The sequence below is a fragment of the Vogesella alkaliphila genome, from assembly GCF_014652475.1.
GTDB classification, from domain to species: Bacteria; Pseudomonadota; Gammaproteobacteria; order Burkholderiales; family Chromobacteriaceae; genus Vogesella; species Vogesella alkaliphila.
In genome coordinates this window covers 167,518-182,534 of sequence record NZ_BMYW01000004.1, presented here as the reverse complement: position 1 = coordinate 182,534, position 15,017 = coordinate 167,518, and the positions used below count along the sequence as shown (strand labels likewise).

The window sequence follows — 15,017 nt, the reverse complement described above, 5'->3', positions numbered from 1 at the left end:
GAGGAACGCCATTCCATATCAGAAAGCATGATTAATGATAAGGCTACCATCGGTGTAATGGCTATTCGTAAAAATACCTAGTGTTCAACGGGCGGCGTTGAGCCTGGTTCTTAGCTGTTCTGGCTCGCGTATTGACCTGATTTCATTGAAGAAATCGCCGGCTTCGATATAGGTTCGTTTCAGCTGGTTGAGCCATTGCTTGACCCTGCTGACCGCGTAGCTGCTGTCGCCGGCACGCAGCTGACATTGCATGAACAGGTTGTCGACATGTGCCAGAACATCTGCCCATGGCTCTGGCGGCAGCTGGCTGCCCGTTTGCTGCAGGTGCTTGATGCGTTTGGCAAAATCGGGAGCGGCAATCAGGCCGCGGCCGATCATGATGGTTTCGCACTGGCTGGTTTCGCGGATATTGCAGTAGTCTTCCAGGGTCCAGACTTCGCCATTGGCAATCAGCGGAATGTCGATCACTTCCTTGATCCTGGCAAACCATTCCCAGTGTGCCGGCGGTTTGTAGCCTTCTACCTTTGTGCGAGCATGGACGGTCAGTTCCGCCGCGCCGGCGGCGTTGATGGCGCGGGCGCAGTCCAGCGTCAGGCTGGTATCCTCATAGCCCAGCCGCATCTTGGCGGTGACCGGGATGTCGGCGGGTACCGCCGCGCGGACCGTGGTGATGATCTCGTAGAGGGTTTGCGGTTCTTTCAGCAACACCGCACCGCCGCGATGACGGTTGACGGTCGGTGCCGGGCAGCCAAAATTCAGGTCGATGACCGGGGCGCCCAGTTCTGCCGCCCTGGCCGCGTTGTCGGCCAGGCAGGCCGGGTCGGAGCCTAGCAATTGCAGGCGTACGGGTGTGCCGGCGCGGGTCTTTGACTGTTGCAGCAGCTCAGGGGCCAGACGGTGGAATGTCTTTACCGGCAGCAAGGAGTTGGTGACGCGAATGAACTCGGTAACACACCAGTCGATGCCGCCAATCTCGGTCAGCACATCCCGCATCACGTCATCTACAAGCCCTTCCATCGGGGCCAATACGATTTTCATGCTATTTCACCAAAACTGAGAAGGCCCCGCCTTGCGGCCAACTATTGACTTTTAAACGGGGCGTGGTAAACCTTGGCGCCTTTGCATCAAAGGCAAGCCATTCATCATGAGCAAGACCGCGATAATTATTGATACCGATCCTGGCCAGGATGATGCGGTCGCTATTTTGACAGCTTTAGGCTCGGCCCAGCTCGAAGTTGTCGGAATTTCGGTGGTGGCGGGCAATGTGCCACTGGAATTGACGGCAAAAAATGCCCGTATCATCTGCGAATGGGCGGGGCGACCGGAGGTGCCGGTCCATGCCGGCTGTGAGCGCCCTCTTCTGCGCACGCTGGTCACCGCCGAACACGTGCACGGCAGGACCGGGCTGGACGGCGTGCCGCTGCATGAGCCGGCCATGCCGCTGCAGCCGGAGCACGCCGTCGATTTCATCATCCGTACCCTGCGCGAGCGCGAGGCCGGCACGGTCACGCTGTGCATGCTGGGGCCCTTGACCAACCTGGCGATGGCGATCGTGCGTGCGCCGGACATCGTTGGCCGCATCCGCGAAATCGTGCTGATGGGCGGCGCCTACTTTGAAGGTGGCAACATCACGCCGTCGGCGGAGTTCAACATCTATGTCGATCCGGACGCGGCGGCCACGGTACTGGCTTGCGGTGCCGCCATCACCATGCTGCCGCTGGATGTTACCCACAAGGCGACCGCGTCGCCAGCGCGCATCGGGCTGCTGCGCGCCCTGCCCAACCGCGCCGGCAATCTGGCGGCCGACATCATGACCACACTCGAGCGTTTCGACGTGCAGCGTTATGGTGTCGATGGCGCGCCGCTGCACGATCCGACCGTGATCGCCTACGTGCTGCAGCCGGGGCTGTTTTCCGGGCGCAAGGTGCACGTGGCGGTGGAGCAAAACAGCGAGCTGACGTTGGGTGCGACGCCGGTGGACTGGTGGGGCGTTACCGGGAAACCCGCAAATGTGAACTATCTTACAACTGTTGATAGTGATGGCTTTTTCCGCTTGCTGGCAGATAATTTATCTACACTTCCCTGAAACGACAACACGGGTCATGCCGGAACGAGGGCTATATCATGTTGAACAAGGCAACATTCGCCGGCGGCTGCTTCTGGTGTACCGAGGCGGTTTTCCGCCAGGTGCCGGGCGTCAAGTCGGTGACGCCCGGCTATACCGGCGGCGTGGTCGCCAATCCGGGCTACGAGCAGGTGTGCAGCGGTCGCACCGGCCATGCCGAGGCGGTCGAGATCGAGTTTGACGACGAGGTCGTCAGCTACGAAAACCTGCTGCGGCTTTTTTTCGCCACCCACGACCCGACCACGCCTAACCGGCAAGGTCACGATGTCGGCACGCAATACCGCTCGGCGGTGTTCTGGCACTTCCCGGAGCAGGAAGCCGTGCTGGCGCGCGTCATGGACGAGTTGCGGCCAACCTTGCCGCCAGGTGCGCAAATCGTGACGCAGTCGCAGCCGGCCGGTACCTTTTACCCTGCCGAAACCGAACATCAACGTTATTATGAGCTGAACCCTTATGCGCCCTATTGCCGAGCGGTCATCGCAGGCAAGGTCATGAAAGGCGAACAGGTGCTGGCCATGCTACAACAGCGCGGTCTGGCCGATTAGCCATTGAAAGTCCGGACTTGATCACAACAAAAAAGGTTTTGCAGGCGGTACGACAACACGGGGGGGCGAAGTGGCTGTTCTGGGCGCTTTGCCTGCTGCTGGGCTACGCACTGGCGACGCAGCTGGCCCGTGATCGCCAGCAAACATTCGATCAAGCCGTGCAACTGAACCAGACACTGCTGGGCCGGCAGCTGGATTACACCACCCTGTTGCTGCAGCAGCTGACGCTGGCGAACACCGCCGCCCCCCAGAGCATCAATACGGACTGGCCTGCCTTTGTGGTGGCCGCCGGCTTCCAGCACAAGGTCGACATCGGCAATCGCGACGCTTTCGAGGTACAGCAGAGCCATCGTCGTCGTGCCCTGTTCCTGATTCGCGAGTATCGCGACCCGGCCAGTGCCACCTGGATGGAAAGCAGTGCCTGGTTCCCTGCCCCGGCGCGCAGCCACTACCTCCCGCTGGCCAGTCTCTCTCCAGACCGCCCCGGTGGTCGCCTTGGACACCTGCTGGGGCTGGATCTGGCCGCCGACCGCTTTTTCGCAAGTGCGATCAAGACCGCCATCAGCAGCGGCGAAATGCAGGCCAGCAAGCCGTTTACCTATCGCGACGGCACACCGGGACTCGCCTTCGTCCGGGCCGCCTACGCTGGCGGTGTGCTGCCTGGCGCCACGGCGGAGCGGCTGAGTCAGGTGAGCGGCGTGGCGGTGGCTTTTGTCGACATCAGCCAGTTGCTGCCGCCGCTGCCGGGCAACAGTCCGCTGCAGCTGTCGATCAGCTCCGCGCCGGGAACGACGCAACCGGCCAGTGTCCCGGCGGCGGCAGTGCCGTTCTCGGCACTGCAAACGCTGCGGCAAACACTGATCATGCCGGATACGATGCTGCCCTACGCGTTGCAGCTGAGCCTGCCGGCTGCGGGCTGGCTACCATGGCTGCTGTTTGCCGGCGCCCTGCTGGGGGCCGGCATGCTGTCCCGCCGGCTGTTCCGCCCTGCCCCCCCGATGCCTGAACCCGCCCTGCCGCCGGTTGTCGCCCCGCCGCCGCTGGCCGCGCTGGAGCATGTCGCGCTGCAGACGATGGACGAGGCCGTGCTGCTGCTGTCGGTGCGCAACCAGGTGCTGTACGCCAATGCCCGCGCCATGGTGCTGACCGGCGACAGCGGTTTGCAGGGCAAGCTGCTGGACAGCGCCGATTTCGGCATCTGCTACCCGCGCAACCAGCGCCGTGTCCACGTGCTGCCGCGCCTGATCGAGAAAAAAGTGCGGGCGATGCTGCCGCCGGGCAGCATCCTGATCGACGCTCACGGCCAGGAGTGCGAGATCGAGGGCGAGTTCATCCCGCTGAACGATGCGGCCAACGTTGCGGTGCGCTACCTGCTCTGTTTCCGCCATGTCGGCAAGCTGCGCCAGGACATGGTCGCCGCGCTGAAGGCCAGCGAAATGCAGCTGAAAAAGCATCAGGACGAACTGGCGCGCGTCGCCCGCATCAATACGCTGGGCGAAATGTCGTCCGGTGTGGCGCACGAAATCAACCAGCCGCTGTCGGCAATCATGAGTTACAACGAAGCCTGTCTCGCGATGATGGACGACGCCAACCCGGACCCGGTACTGCTGCGCATTTCGCTGGTTTCCTCGGTGCGGCAGGCCAATCGTGCCGGCCAGATCATCCGCCGCCTGCGCGAGCTGGCCAGCCGAAAGCAGCCGGAAGTGGCGCCGCTGAACATCAACGACGCGCTACGCAGCGCGCTGGACCTGACCAAGAACGAACTGGCGGCGCGCGAGGTGATCGTCACCACCGATCTGGCCGAAGACTTGCCACAGGTGATGGCGGACAGCATCCAGCTGGAACAGGTGATCATCAACCTGATCAAGAACGCCGTGGATGCCATGGCCGAGAAAAACCGCAGCGACGAACCGATGCGGATCTTCGCCTACAGCGAGCGCCGCGGCCGCCACATCCGGCTGGGAATCCGTGACAACGGCACCGGCATACCGGAAAATATCCTGCCGCACGTGTTTGACCCGTTTTACAGTTCAAAGAGCGAGGGCATGGGCCTGGGGCTGACCATCAGCCAGACCATCATCGAAAGCATCGGTGGCCGCCTTGCCGCCCGCAACCTGGAGACCGGTGGCGCGGAGTTTTCGCTGACCGTGCCGGTAATCAAAAACAGCCATCCCGACAAAAAAGAGGAGCAGCAATAATGGCATCGATGACACCGTCCGTGTATGTGGTGGACGACGACCCGGGGGTGCGCGACGCGCTCGCCATCCTCATCGGCACCCAGGGCCTGCATGTACTGACCTTCGACAGTGCCACTTCCTTCCTGCAGGCCTACGCACCGGGCGACATCGGCTGCCTGGTGCTGGATATCCGCATGCCGGACATCAACGGCCTGGCGCTGCAGGACATCCTCAGCATCAAGGAAAACAAGCTGCCGATCATCTTCATTACCGGCCACGGCGACCTGGAACAATGCACCCGCGCCTTCCGCGGTGGTGCCGTCGACTTCATCACCAAGCCGATCGACCGCAACCGGCTGCTGGAAAGCCTGCGCAAGGCGATCCGCAACAGCATCCAGCTGCAGCAGCACGAGGCGGAGACCGCCGAGGTCAAGCAGCAGCTGGAAAAGGTCACCGAGCGCGAGATGGTGATCCTGCGGCTGGTGGCCGACGGCCTGTCCAGCAAGGAGATTGCCAGGGAGCTGGACGTGTCGCCGCGCACCATCGAGGCGCACCGCGCCAACCTGTTCAACAAGCTGGGCGTCAATTCGCTGGCGGAATTGATCCGCTTCTACCTGAAAGCCTTGCCGATTACCGGCAACGAAAGCATCACGCACTCATCATGACCAAGAACCTGTTCAGTGTGATCGGCCTGGTTGCCCGACACAGCAAACCGCACATTATCGAATCGCTGCTGACCTTGGCCGCACACCTGACCCAGCGCGGCGTGCGCGTGCTGATCGACGCGGAAAGCATGCCGCCGGCAAACGGCGACGCGCCGTCCTACCCCGCCGTCGAGCGCGACGATCTGGGCAAGCTCGCCGATCTGGTGATCGTGCTCGGCGGTGACGGCACCATGCTGTCGATCGCCCGCGTGCTGGCCGCCTACCGCGTGCCGCTGGTCGGCATCAACCAGGGCCGGCTCGGCTTCATGACCGACATTCCGCTGCACGAAATGCTGGGCGCCATCGACCAGATCCTGGAAGGCCAGTTCGTACCGGAAGAACGCATCCTGCTGCAGGCGTCGGTGATCCGTGAAGAAGCGGAGATCACCAGCGCGCTGGCGCTCAACGACGTGGTGATCAGCCGTGGCGCACTCGGCTCGATGATCGAGTTTGAAGTGTTCGTCGACAACCAGTTTGTCTACAGCCAGCGCTCCGACGGCCTGATCATCAGCACCCCGACCGGCTCCACCGCCTACTCGCTGGCCTCCGGCGGGCCGATCCTGCACCCGACCCTGCGCGCGATGGCGCTGGTGCCGATCTGCCCGCAGTCGCTCAGCAACCGGCCGATTGCGGTCAGCGACAACTGCGAGGTGGCCTTCATGCTCACGCGCGGGCTGGACACGCGCGTGCACTTCGACGGCCAGTCGCACTGCGACCTGATGGAAATGGACCGGGTCATCGTGCGCAGCTACCGCAACACGCTGAAAATCCTGCACCCGATTGGCTACAACTACTACGACATGCTGCGCCACAAGCTTCACTGGGGCGAGCGCCTGCTCTGAGAAATCACAAGACCATGCTGCTGTCACTGAACGTTCGCGACTTTGTCATCGTCGATCAGCTCGATCTCGACTTTCACGCCGGCTTTACCGTGCTCACCGGTGAAACCGGCGCCGGTAAATCCATCATCCTCGATGCGCTGGGCCTGCTGCTGGGTGACCGCGCCGATGCTGGGCAGATCCGCGACGGTGCTGAGCGCGCCGAGATCTCTGCGCAGTTCTCCATCCACAACAGCCCGGACCTGCGCGCCTGGCTGCAGGACAACGAGCTGAGCGGCGACGAGGACGACCTGCTGATCCGCCGCCTGGTGGACCGCAACGGCCGCTCGCGCAGCTTCATCAACGGCCAGCAGGCAACCCAAAGCCAGCTCAAGGCCATCGGCGAGTACCTGGTCGACATCCACGGACAGCACGCACACCAGTCGCTGATGCGCGCCGACACCCAGCGTGCGCTGCTCGATGCCTACGCCGGCAGCACGCAGCTGGCGCGCGACGTGCGCGAGGCGTGGCAGGACTGGCAGCAGGCGCGACGCCAGCGCGAGGACGCCGAACGGCTGTCGCGCGAATCGGAAGTCGAGCGCGAGCGCCTGACCTGGCAGATCAACGAACTGGGCGAGCTGAACCTGCAGGCCGACGAGTGGCCGCAGCTCAACCAGCAGCATTCGCGACTGGCCAATGCCGCCGAACTGGCGCAAACCGCGCAGCTGGCGGTGGACGTGCTGTCCGACATGGACGGCAACTGCCTGTCGCTGCTGTCGCAGGTACAGAGCCGCCTCGGGCGGCTGTCGGGGCTGGATACGCGGCTGGCGGAGTCGCTGGCGCTGCTGGATTCGGTCGATGCCGAATTGCGCGAGGTGGTGTACAGCCTGCGCAGCTACGGCAGCGATTTCGACGACGACCCCAAGCAGCTGCTGGATGTCGAGGCACGCCTCGACGTGTTGATGCGCATCGCCCGCAAGTACCGCTGCACGCCGGAAGAACTGCCGAAAAAACTGGCCGACTGGCAGCAACAGTTGGCCGCACTGGAGGCGTCGACCGACCAGGAGGCGCTGGCCGTCGCCGAATCGGCGGCGCTGGCACGCTACCGTGCCCACGCCGAGGCGCTGTCCGGCAAGCGCCGCCAGGCCGCCAACGAGCTGTCGTCCCGCATCAGCACCGAGATGCAGCGGCTGGCGATGGAGGGCGCGCGCTTTGCCATCGAGCTGTCCGCCGCGGCGGAGCCGACCGCCAACGGGCTGGAGGCCGTCGAGTATCTGGTTGCGGCCAACCAGGGCAGCACCCTGCGGCCGCTGGCCAAGGTGGCATCCGGTGGCGAGCTGTCGCGCATCAGCCTGGCGATGCAGGTGGTGATCAGCCAGGTCGCCAGCGTGCCGACGCTGATTTTCGACGAAGTGGACGTCGGCATCGGCGGCCGCGTCGCCGAGGTGGTCGGCAAGCTGTTGCGGCAACTGGGCGAACGCTACCAGGTGCTGTGCGTCACGCACCTGCCGCAGGTGGCTTCCTGCGCCAGCCAGCACTGGCAGGTCAGCAAGTCCGGCGTCGACGGTCGCACTGTCAGCCGTATCCAGCCGCTGGACCAGGTGCAGCGCATCGACGAACTGGCACGGATGCTGGGCGGCGAGGATATCACCAGCACCACGCGGCAGCACGCCAGCGAGATGTTGCTGGCGAACGCGGAATAAGGTTGGCCGCAAGACAAAGCCCTGATCGATTCGATCAGGGCTTTTTTGTTGAAGCGCTTGTTGTCGTGCCTGTAGCCTAAGAGCCGCGAACAAAACCTCGCAGCGCACCTGAGCCAAGGCGCGCCGACGCAGACAGTACCAGTCGTCCGGCAAGGAGGCGCAACGCAGGATCAGGGGTTTTGTTAGTGGTTCTAAAGCACAGGCATGGCCTCGACTGTGCCGGGCGCACTGGCCAGTGCGGCATGGCGTTGCATCACCTGCGCCAGTGTCCATTGCCCCCACAGGAAGTGGTGCCGGTTGCTGTTGTGCTGCCGGTAGTCGGCAACAGTTTTCGCAATGAACGCGCCATTCAGTCCGGTGGCGGCGCCGGAGTCGCCCAGCTGTAGCGTATCGTCGCGCAGCCACCTGGCAATCGGCACCGCAAAGCCCTGCTTCGGCCGGTGCAGGATGTCCCGCGGCAGGACCTGTGCCAGCGCCTGTTTCAGGATGTACTTCGTTTCGCCACGGCGCAGCTTGTATTCCGAAGGTATTTTTCTTGCCAAATCAACGACATTGATGTCCAGGAAGGGGGAGCGCACTTCCAGCGAGTGCATCATGCTGGCGCGATCGACCTTGGCGAGAATGTCGTCCTGCAGGTAGATGTCGGTGAAGAACTGCAGGCTGCGATCGACCAGATCGGGTTGGCTGCAGCGCTCCCACGCCGCGATGGCCTCCGAGAACAGCTCTTCCGGATCGACCGGTTCCATGAAGCACTCGGCGAGCGCGGCATCGTCCAGCGGGCACATCCAGCTCGGGTGCCACAGCCGTGGCGGATGGCTAAGGCCCTGCAGTATCCGCTTGAGCTTGAAGTCCAGGCTCATGTAGCCATCGCCGACCGGCAGGCGATTGGCCAGCAGGCGGATAGCCGTGTGCAGCGGGCCGGGTACCAGTTTCTGGTAATAACTGGCCCAGCGCAGCGCCCGGAACGGTGCGTAACCGGCAAACAGCTCGTCGGCGCCGTCACCGCCCAAGGCAACCGTGACATAGCGCCGCGCGTGCTGGCACAGCAGGCTGGTGGGCAGCAGCGAGCTGTCCGCCATCGGCTCGTCCAGCTTGCCGGTGATGGCGGGTAACAGGCTGCGCGCGACGTCCAGCGACAGCATGGCCTCGTGATGGCGGGTGTCCAGCAAGGCGGCGACGCGCCGCGCGTGCGCGGACTCGTCAAAGCCGGCGACGTCAAAGCCGATATTGAAGGTTTGCAGTTGCCCTGCCCCGCATTGCCGCGCCGCCAGCGCGGCGACGGCGGAAGAATCGATACCGCCACTGAGAAACACGCCGATCGGGACGTCGGCGACCAGTCTGCAGGCTACGGCTTTATCAAGTTTTTCTAATAGCTCCTCTTGCCATTGCTTTTCAATGCCGGCCGGGCGTGAGTCCACCGGCTCCAGCACGAAAGACCAGTAACGGGACAGGTGCAAGCTGCCGCTATCGAGGGCAAAGACCAGCGAGCAGCCGGCCGGCAGCTTGTGGATGGCGTGGTATGGCGTATTGGGGGCCGGCAGGTAGCCGTAGGCAATGTATTTGCGAATCGCCGGGCGGGAAACGGTGGCCGTCACCGACGGGTGGCGCAGCAAGGCAGTCAGTTCGGAGGCAAAGACGAAGCTGCCCTGCTGCAGCGTGTAGTAGAACGGTTTTTTGCCGAAGCGGTCACGGCTGCAGAATAGCCGCGCCCGGCGGCGGTCATACAGCGCGAACGCCCACATGCCGTTCAGCCGCCCGGTCAGCGCCTCGCCCCACTCGCGGTAGCCGTGCAACAGTACTTCCGTGTCCGAGTGGTCGCTCACGAATACATGGCCAGCCTGCTCCAGCTCGGTGCGCAGCTCGCGGTAGTTGTAGATTTCGCCGTTGAACACCACGCCCAGTGCGCCATCGGCGGTCCACATCGGCTGCTGGCCACCGGCCAGATCGAGAATCGCCAGCCGGCGGTGCCCCAGATAGACCCCCTTCTCCGGCTCGGTCCAATAGCCGACACCGTCCGGCCCGCGGTGGATGATTTCGTTGCTCATCCGCTCCAGGTCTTGTCGCGTACCGGCGCCTACAAATCCGACGATTCCACACATCTGGCCGCCCTCGTTGCGCATCGCGTCTTGATATTGAGCGTCTTGCCAACCAGATACACGCTCTTGCCCTGCGCCTCGTAATAGGTGCGGATCAGCAATTCCGCCAGCAGCCCCATCAGGATGCACATGAAGCCGGTTACCCCGGTCATCACCACCAGCAGCGGCAGCGGGGTCGAGATGAAGGACACCCCTTCCACCAATTTCAGGTACACCGCCCAGCCGCCGGTGAGCACGCTGATCAGCAGAATGAACAGGCCGGCGGCACCGAAAAGATACATCGGTTTGCCGGCGTATTTGGACAGGAAGTTCACCACCATCAGGTCGAGGATGACCTTGACGATGCGGCCCAGCCCGTATTTTGAAACGCCGTTCTGCCTGGGGTGGTGCAGCACCGGGATCTCTGCGATGCGGGCGCCAAACCAGCTGGCGTAGATCGGAATAAAGCGGTGCATCTCGCCGTACAGGCGCACGCCCTTGATCACGTCTTTGCGGTACGCCTTCAGAGAGCAGCCATAGTCATGAAGGTGCACGCCCGAAATCGACGAAATCATGCGGTTGGCGACGCGGCTGACAAAGTTGCGCTTGATCGGGCTGTCCTTGCGGTCTTGCCGCCAGCCGGACACCACGTCAAACCCCTGCTCCAGCTTGGCAAGCAGCCGAGGGATGTCCTCCGGGTCGTTCTGCATGTCGCCATCCATCGGGATGATGATGTGCCCTTCCGCGTAATCGACCCCCGCCATCATCGCCGCGGTCTGGCCAAAATTACGGCAGAACTTGATGACCTTCACACACTGGTCTCTTTCGGCCAGCTCTTCCAGCCGCTCCTGGCTGCCGTCCGTGCTGCCATCATTGATGAAGATCAGCTCCCACGGTTGCTCCAGCTTTTGCAGTACCACCACCGCCTGCTCGTACAGCGCGACCAGATTGTCGGCCTCGTTATACACCGGCACGATAACGGAAATCATGAGCACCTCCTCGTTTCAGGATGGCACAAGCAATCAAGCACAGAATGGCCGCTCAGAAACTGGATTTTCCGACCAGCAATATTCCGCAGAAAATCAGAAAAATGCCCAATGCCCTGGTGGCATCAATTGGCTCGCCCAAGAAAAAGTGCGCCGCCATGATTACGGCAACAAACTGGATGGCGGCAAAAGATTGCGCGACATTCAGCGGCAGTCTGGTCAACACCAGAATATAAAAGCACGCGGCCAGTCCGAAAAAGATAAAGCCGAACAGTATCCTGATATTGAATAGTTCGATCAGGCTGTTGCCGGATTTTTCGGCCCCGGACTTGAGCAAAAGGTTGGCCGCAACCGTCATGCCAACCATGATTATGTAATAAACGAATAGCCGCATTTTTGCCGTGCTCATCCTGGTTTCTCAGCCATGCCGATAACGATCAGGCCGTAGCGCCGGAACGGCTTCAGGCTGGTGATGGTGTGATCCAGCCTTGCGGCCAACCTTGTGACCAGACGTATGCCGGGAATGTGGCGGAATGCCCTATTGAAAACCAGCACATCACTATTCATCAGCAGGCAATAGCCGAAAAAGCCGTAGGTTTGCCAGGTCCTGAGTACAAAGCCGGCGTTTTCAAGCGGTGGCACCGTTTCCCGGTACAGCAGCGGCCGCTCGGTTTTATCGTCCAGCGATGGCGACAGCCGGTAAATCAGCGCGCGCAGCCAGCGCCAGAGGAAAAAATCACTGACCGGCTCGCGCCAGTAAAAACGCCCGCCCGGCTTCAGTATCCGGAATACCTCTTGAAACAGCCGCTGCCGGTCGTTGACGTGGTGAATGCCGCCGATAATGAAAACACTGTCAAACAGGCTGTCAGCCAGCGGCAGACCAGTGGCGTCGCCTTGTACAAAGCAATACTGATCGGCATCTCGCAGACTGGTCTTGGCCGCCTCCAGCATCGACAGCGAGATGTCGATGCCCAGCCCGGTGACAACCTTGTTGCCCAACAGTCGGAACGCCTCGCCACTGCCGCAACAGATCTCGGCGGTACTGCCCAGCTTTGCGTCGGCGGCAATGTCGAGAAAGGCACGGTCGAGGTAGGCCGCGTACTCCTGCGTATGCGGGTAGGCAAGATTGTCGATGTAGATACCGGCAATTTTTTCGAAATGGGCCTGCTGGCGTTTGGCGTCGTCCGTGCAGAAGTGTTCCGCAAACAGCGGCACGCCGGACGGGCTGATCCGGTACTGCAGGCTGCCGTCGCGGCTGGCCAGCCCGTGGTCGCACGGCTGTAATGGCTCCCCCGAAAGCGGGCAACGCAGCATGCTCATGAACTTTTCGGCGATCTGCATCGCTATGCCTCCTTGCGCTTGCCGCCAAACTTCCAGGAGTTGCCATTCCTCATGATGATGTAGGTGCTGTGCTGGTCGATGTCGGCATGGCCCGCCAGCCAGGACTCGATCGTCGCCTTATTGATATAGACCGTTTGTGGGGTGACCAGCTGGTCAAAGGCGACATGCCTGAAAAAGCGGAAGTCTCGATTGCTGATCCAGCAGCAGTACTGGTACAGCGGCAGCTTCTCCACCCCGCTGATGCCCGCCAAGGCGGCGACGGTTTTGGCATAGAGGAAAAAAGGCACCGCCAGCGGGGTCGCCACGCCGTACTTGGTCAGCCACCACGGCAGGTGTGAGGTGATCTTGCGTAGCGGATCGACCAGTTTGATGATCACGCCGTTGCCTTCCTCCGCGTAGACCCAGCAATGAAAGCGACCACCGGGCTTTACATTGCGGATCACCGCATCGAAGCCATCCTTGGGGCAGTCCAGGTGATGCAACACCCCGATGGAGTAGACCAGGTCATGACCCGGTCCGCAAAAGGTGGTCATGTCACTCTTCGTGATTTTCCAGTTCTCATCCGCCCTGCCCGCCAGATTCTTGCAGGCGGAAAGAATGGCATCGCCCAGATCCACCCCCTCGACAAAAGCCGGTTTCCAGTCCAGCAGATGCAGCATCTGGCTACCGTTGCCGCATCCCAGCTCCAGCACCTGGCGCCCGGCGACATCGGCGGCGGTGAGCGGGCTCATCCAGTCAGTAAACTGGTCGCGGGTGTAAACGGAGCCGGCTGGCAGGTTGTTCCAGGAGTTGGCAAAGGCATCGGCGGTTCTCTGATCGGTCAACATGAATCACCCCTCGCTTTCATTGAGCTATGAAAGTGCAATGCTTCCCATGTCATGTGTGCTGCTGTTGCAACTTTGGAGCGTACTGTTTGATCAATGACTGATACTTGGCGGTGTCTTTCAGCAGTACCGAGTGCTTGCCATCATCAAAAACCAGTTTGAAATCACCGTTGTTCAGCAACAGCTGCCGCAGCGGCGACAGGTTTTCACACAGCACGTAATCGATATTGTGCTTGTAGAAATACTGCTTCCAGTTACCGCCGCCACGGTACATCTCCCGGTATTCGGTGATGAACGGCTTCGGGTAGATATCCGTTCTGCCGTAGATGAAAACCCGCTGGCGGGGATAGAGCCGGTAGATCAGGTAGCCACCGTAATGATAGGTGTTGAACATGTTGCCGCTGATGTTGTGCTTGATGACAAAGTCAGTTGCGGCAACGGGCAGGGTGCGCGACACCGCCATGCTGTTGTGCTCTTTTCTGCTTGGGTAAAGCAGCAGAATCGAAAACAGTGAAGCAATCAGCAGTAGCCAGTTTGCCAGCGGTGCACTACCGCCTACCTGCCGGTTGCCGGCGGCCATAAGATGGTGGGCAATGGCCGAGAGGCCGGATTTGGGCTTGTAATCCGGTCTCTTAAATATCCTGGCGAGTGACAGCTCCTGGCAGAAGACGGAGAAAAACGGCGCCAAAACCAGCGCGGCCAGCGGAATATTACGAACAGAAAAGAATGCCCCGCCGATAAAGACCAGAGAAACACCAAGCTCGGTGACATCCGGTTTTCTTTTGGCGTAAATCATGTTCATAAAGAACAAGAATATGACCACCAAGAAATACTGAAAGAACAACTTGTGAAAGTTGGGCGACTGCCACTCGCTGATGAACTGCGTGTCGCCCGAAGAGACGATGGCCTGATAGGGGTAAAGCCAGTACTCCCAACCATGCGGGTTGATGGCGGTGGCCAGAAAACCTGCGATGGCAATAAGACTTAATCTCTTTAAGCGCTTGGTTTCAATGCGGCCAACGTTGTCTACCAATAAATGATGGCTCCACTCCGCGATAAGGAAAACTGCAAGCAAGACCAGGCCGATAAAAAAACCGCCATGCGCATTGGCCCAGATTGCCATTATCAGCGGAATGAAAATCAAACCACGATCCACTGATCTGTATTTGAACATGAAAAGTTGGTGCAGCAGTATCGAGAAGAACAGGAAGGTGAAAATGTGTGGCCGTGGTGCGATGGCCCCCATCGTGGCGCAAAACACCATCACCACAATTATGGCCTTACCTTCATCTTGAAGTAGTGCTTGGCAGGTTTTGTAGGTAATAAACCAGCACAAGACATAAACCAGCGCGGTAATGGCAGCAACACCAGTCAGCCCAGCCTGCTGATACAGCAAATAGAAGATGGCCTGGCTCAGCCATTCTGAAAGCACCCAAGGGTTGCCGGAGTTGGTATAGGTGAAAACGTCATGCCATGGCAGCTGCCCGGTGGTGACAATCAGCTCGCCAGTCTTTAGGTGCCAGTAAAAATCGGGGTCTTCAAACTTGGGGAATAGCAGCATTATTGTAAACACAATAATGAAAATGGCAGTAGAAGGCGTTAGTCCCATTCTTGTGTAGGCCATGATTTAAATTCCCCCTAGTGGCTTTACGCAAAGGCTAACAAATGATTTTTCTCTACCCCGGAATGCACTATAGGTGATGCCATACAATTTGCAAT

Annotated in this window: 13 protein-coding genes; 6 read left to right on the top strand and 7 right to left on the bottom strand. The window is 60.8% G+C overall.

Annotated elements, in window-relative coordinates:
- Positions 1 to 84: 84 nt before the first annotated feature.
- Positions 85 to 1,038, bottom strand: a complete 954-nt coding sequence (locus tag IE100_RS08070; RefSeq protein WP_189373593.1) for a tRNA dihydrouridine synthase — start codon at positions 1,036 to 1,038, stop codon at positions 85 to 87.
- A 106-nt stretch (positions 1,039 to 1,144) separates the two neighbouring features.
- Here IE100_RS08070 and IE100_RS08065 point away from each other — a divergent pair, with 106 nt between their 5' ends.
- Genes IE100_RS08065 through recN form a run of 6 tightly spaced genes read left to right on the top strand, consistent with a single transcriptional unit; the run spans position 1,145 to position 8,072 of the window.
- Positions 1,145 to 2,086 (top strand): nucleoside hydrolase, encoded by a 942-nt coding sequence (locus IE100_RS08065; RefSeq protein WP_189373592.1) that lies wholly within the window; start codon positions 1,145 to 1,147, stop codon positions 2,084 to 2,086.
- Between the two features lie 38 nt (positions 2,087 to 2,124).
- Positions 2,125 to 2,670 (top strand): peptide-methionine (S)-S-oxide reductase MsrA, encoded by a 546-nt coding sequence (gene msrA / locus IE100_RS08060; RefSeq protein ID WP_189373591.1) that lies wholly within the window; start codon positions 2,125 to 2,127, stop codon positions 2,668 to 2,670.
- Between the two features lie 17 nt (positions 2,671 to 2,687).
- Positions 2,688 to 4,868 carry an ATP-binding protein gene (locus IE100_RS08055; protein ID WP_189373590.1) on the top strand — a complete coding sequence of 727 codons (2,181 nt, stop codon included), beginning with the start codon at positions 2,688 to 2,690 and terminating at the stop codon, positions 4,866 to 4,868.
- Positions 4,868 to 5,512, top strand: a complete 645-nt coding sequence (locus IE100_RS08050) for a response regulator transcription factor (RefSeq protein WP_189373589.1) — start codon at positions 4,868 to 4,870, stop codon at positions 5,510 to 5,512. The genes IE100_RS08055 and IE100_RS08050 overlap by 1 nt, the downstream gene beginning before the upstream one ends.
- Positions 5,509 to 6,393, top strand: a complete 885-nt coding sequence (locus IE100_RS08045; RefSeq protein ID WP_189373588.1) for an NAD kinase — start codon at positions 5,509 to 5,511, stop codon at positions 6,391 to 6,393. Before IE100_RS08050 ends, IE100_RS08045 begins: the two co-directional genes overlap by 4 nt.
- A gap of 14 nt (positions 6,394 to 6,407) precedes the next feature.
- Positions 6,408 to 8,072, top strand: a complete 1,665-nt coding sequence (gene recN / locus IE100_RS08040) for a DNA repair protein RecN (protein WP_189373587.1) — start codon at positions 6,408 to 6,410, stop codon at positions 8,070 to 8,072.
- Between the two features lie 191 nt (positions 8,073 to 8,263).
- Here recN and asnB read toward each other — a convergent pair whose 3' ends face one another.
- Genes asnB through IE100_RS08010 form a run of 6 tightly spaced genes read right to left on the bottom strand, consistent with a single transcriptional unit; the run spans position 8,264 to position 14,922 of the window.
- On the bottom strand, positions 8,264 to 10,117 hold the full coding sequence (gene asnB, locus IE100_RS08035; protein ID WP_229800286.1) for an asparagine synthase (glutamine-hydrolyzing): 1,854 nt from the start codon (positions 10,115 to 10,117) through the stop codon (positions 8,264 to 8,266).
- 29 nt (positions 10,118 to 10,146) lie between these two features.
- Positions 10,147 to 11,136 carry a glycosyltransferase family 2 protein gene (locus IE100_RS08030; RefSeq protein WP_189373585.1) on the bottom strand — a complete coding sequence of 330 codons (990 nt, stop codon included), beginning with the start codon at positions 11,134 to 11,136 and terminating at the stop codon, positions 10,147 to 10,149.
- Positions 11,137 to 11,188: 52 nt separating this feature from the next.
- Positions 11,189 to 11,491, bottom strand: a complete 303-nt coding sequence (locus IE100_RS08025) for an EamA family transporter (protein WP_229800299.1) — start codon at positions 11,489 to 11,491, stop codon at positions 11,189 to 11,191.
- A 47-nt stretch (positions 11,492 to 11,538) separates the two neighbouring features.
- Complete coding sequence (locus IE100_RS08020; protein ID WP_189373584.1) at positions 11,539 to 12,474, bottom strand: class I SAM-dependent methyltransferase; 936 nt, start codon at positions 12,472 to 12,474, stop codon at positions 11,539 to 11,541.
- A 2-nt stretch (positions 12,475 to 12,476) separates the two neighbouring features.
- Complete coding sequence (locus tag IE100_RS08015; RefSeq protein WP_189373583.1) at positions 12,477 to 13,301, bottom strand: class I SAM-dependent methyltransferase; 825 nt, start codon at positions 13,299 to 13,301, stop codon at positions 12,477 to 12,479.
- A 49-nt stretch (positions 13,302 to 13,350) separates the two neighbouring features.
- Positions 13,351 to 14,922: a hypothetical protein gene (locus tag IE100_RS08010; RefSeq protein WP_189373582.1), complete on the bottom strand. Its 1,572-nt coding sequence runs from the start codon at positions 14,920 to 14,922 to the stop codon at positions 13,351 to 13,353.
- Positions 14,923 to 15,017 lie beyond the last annotated feature (95 nt).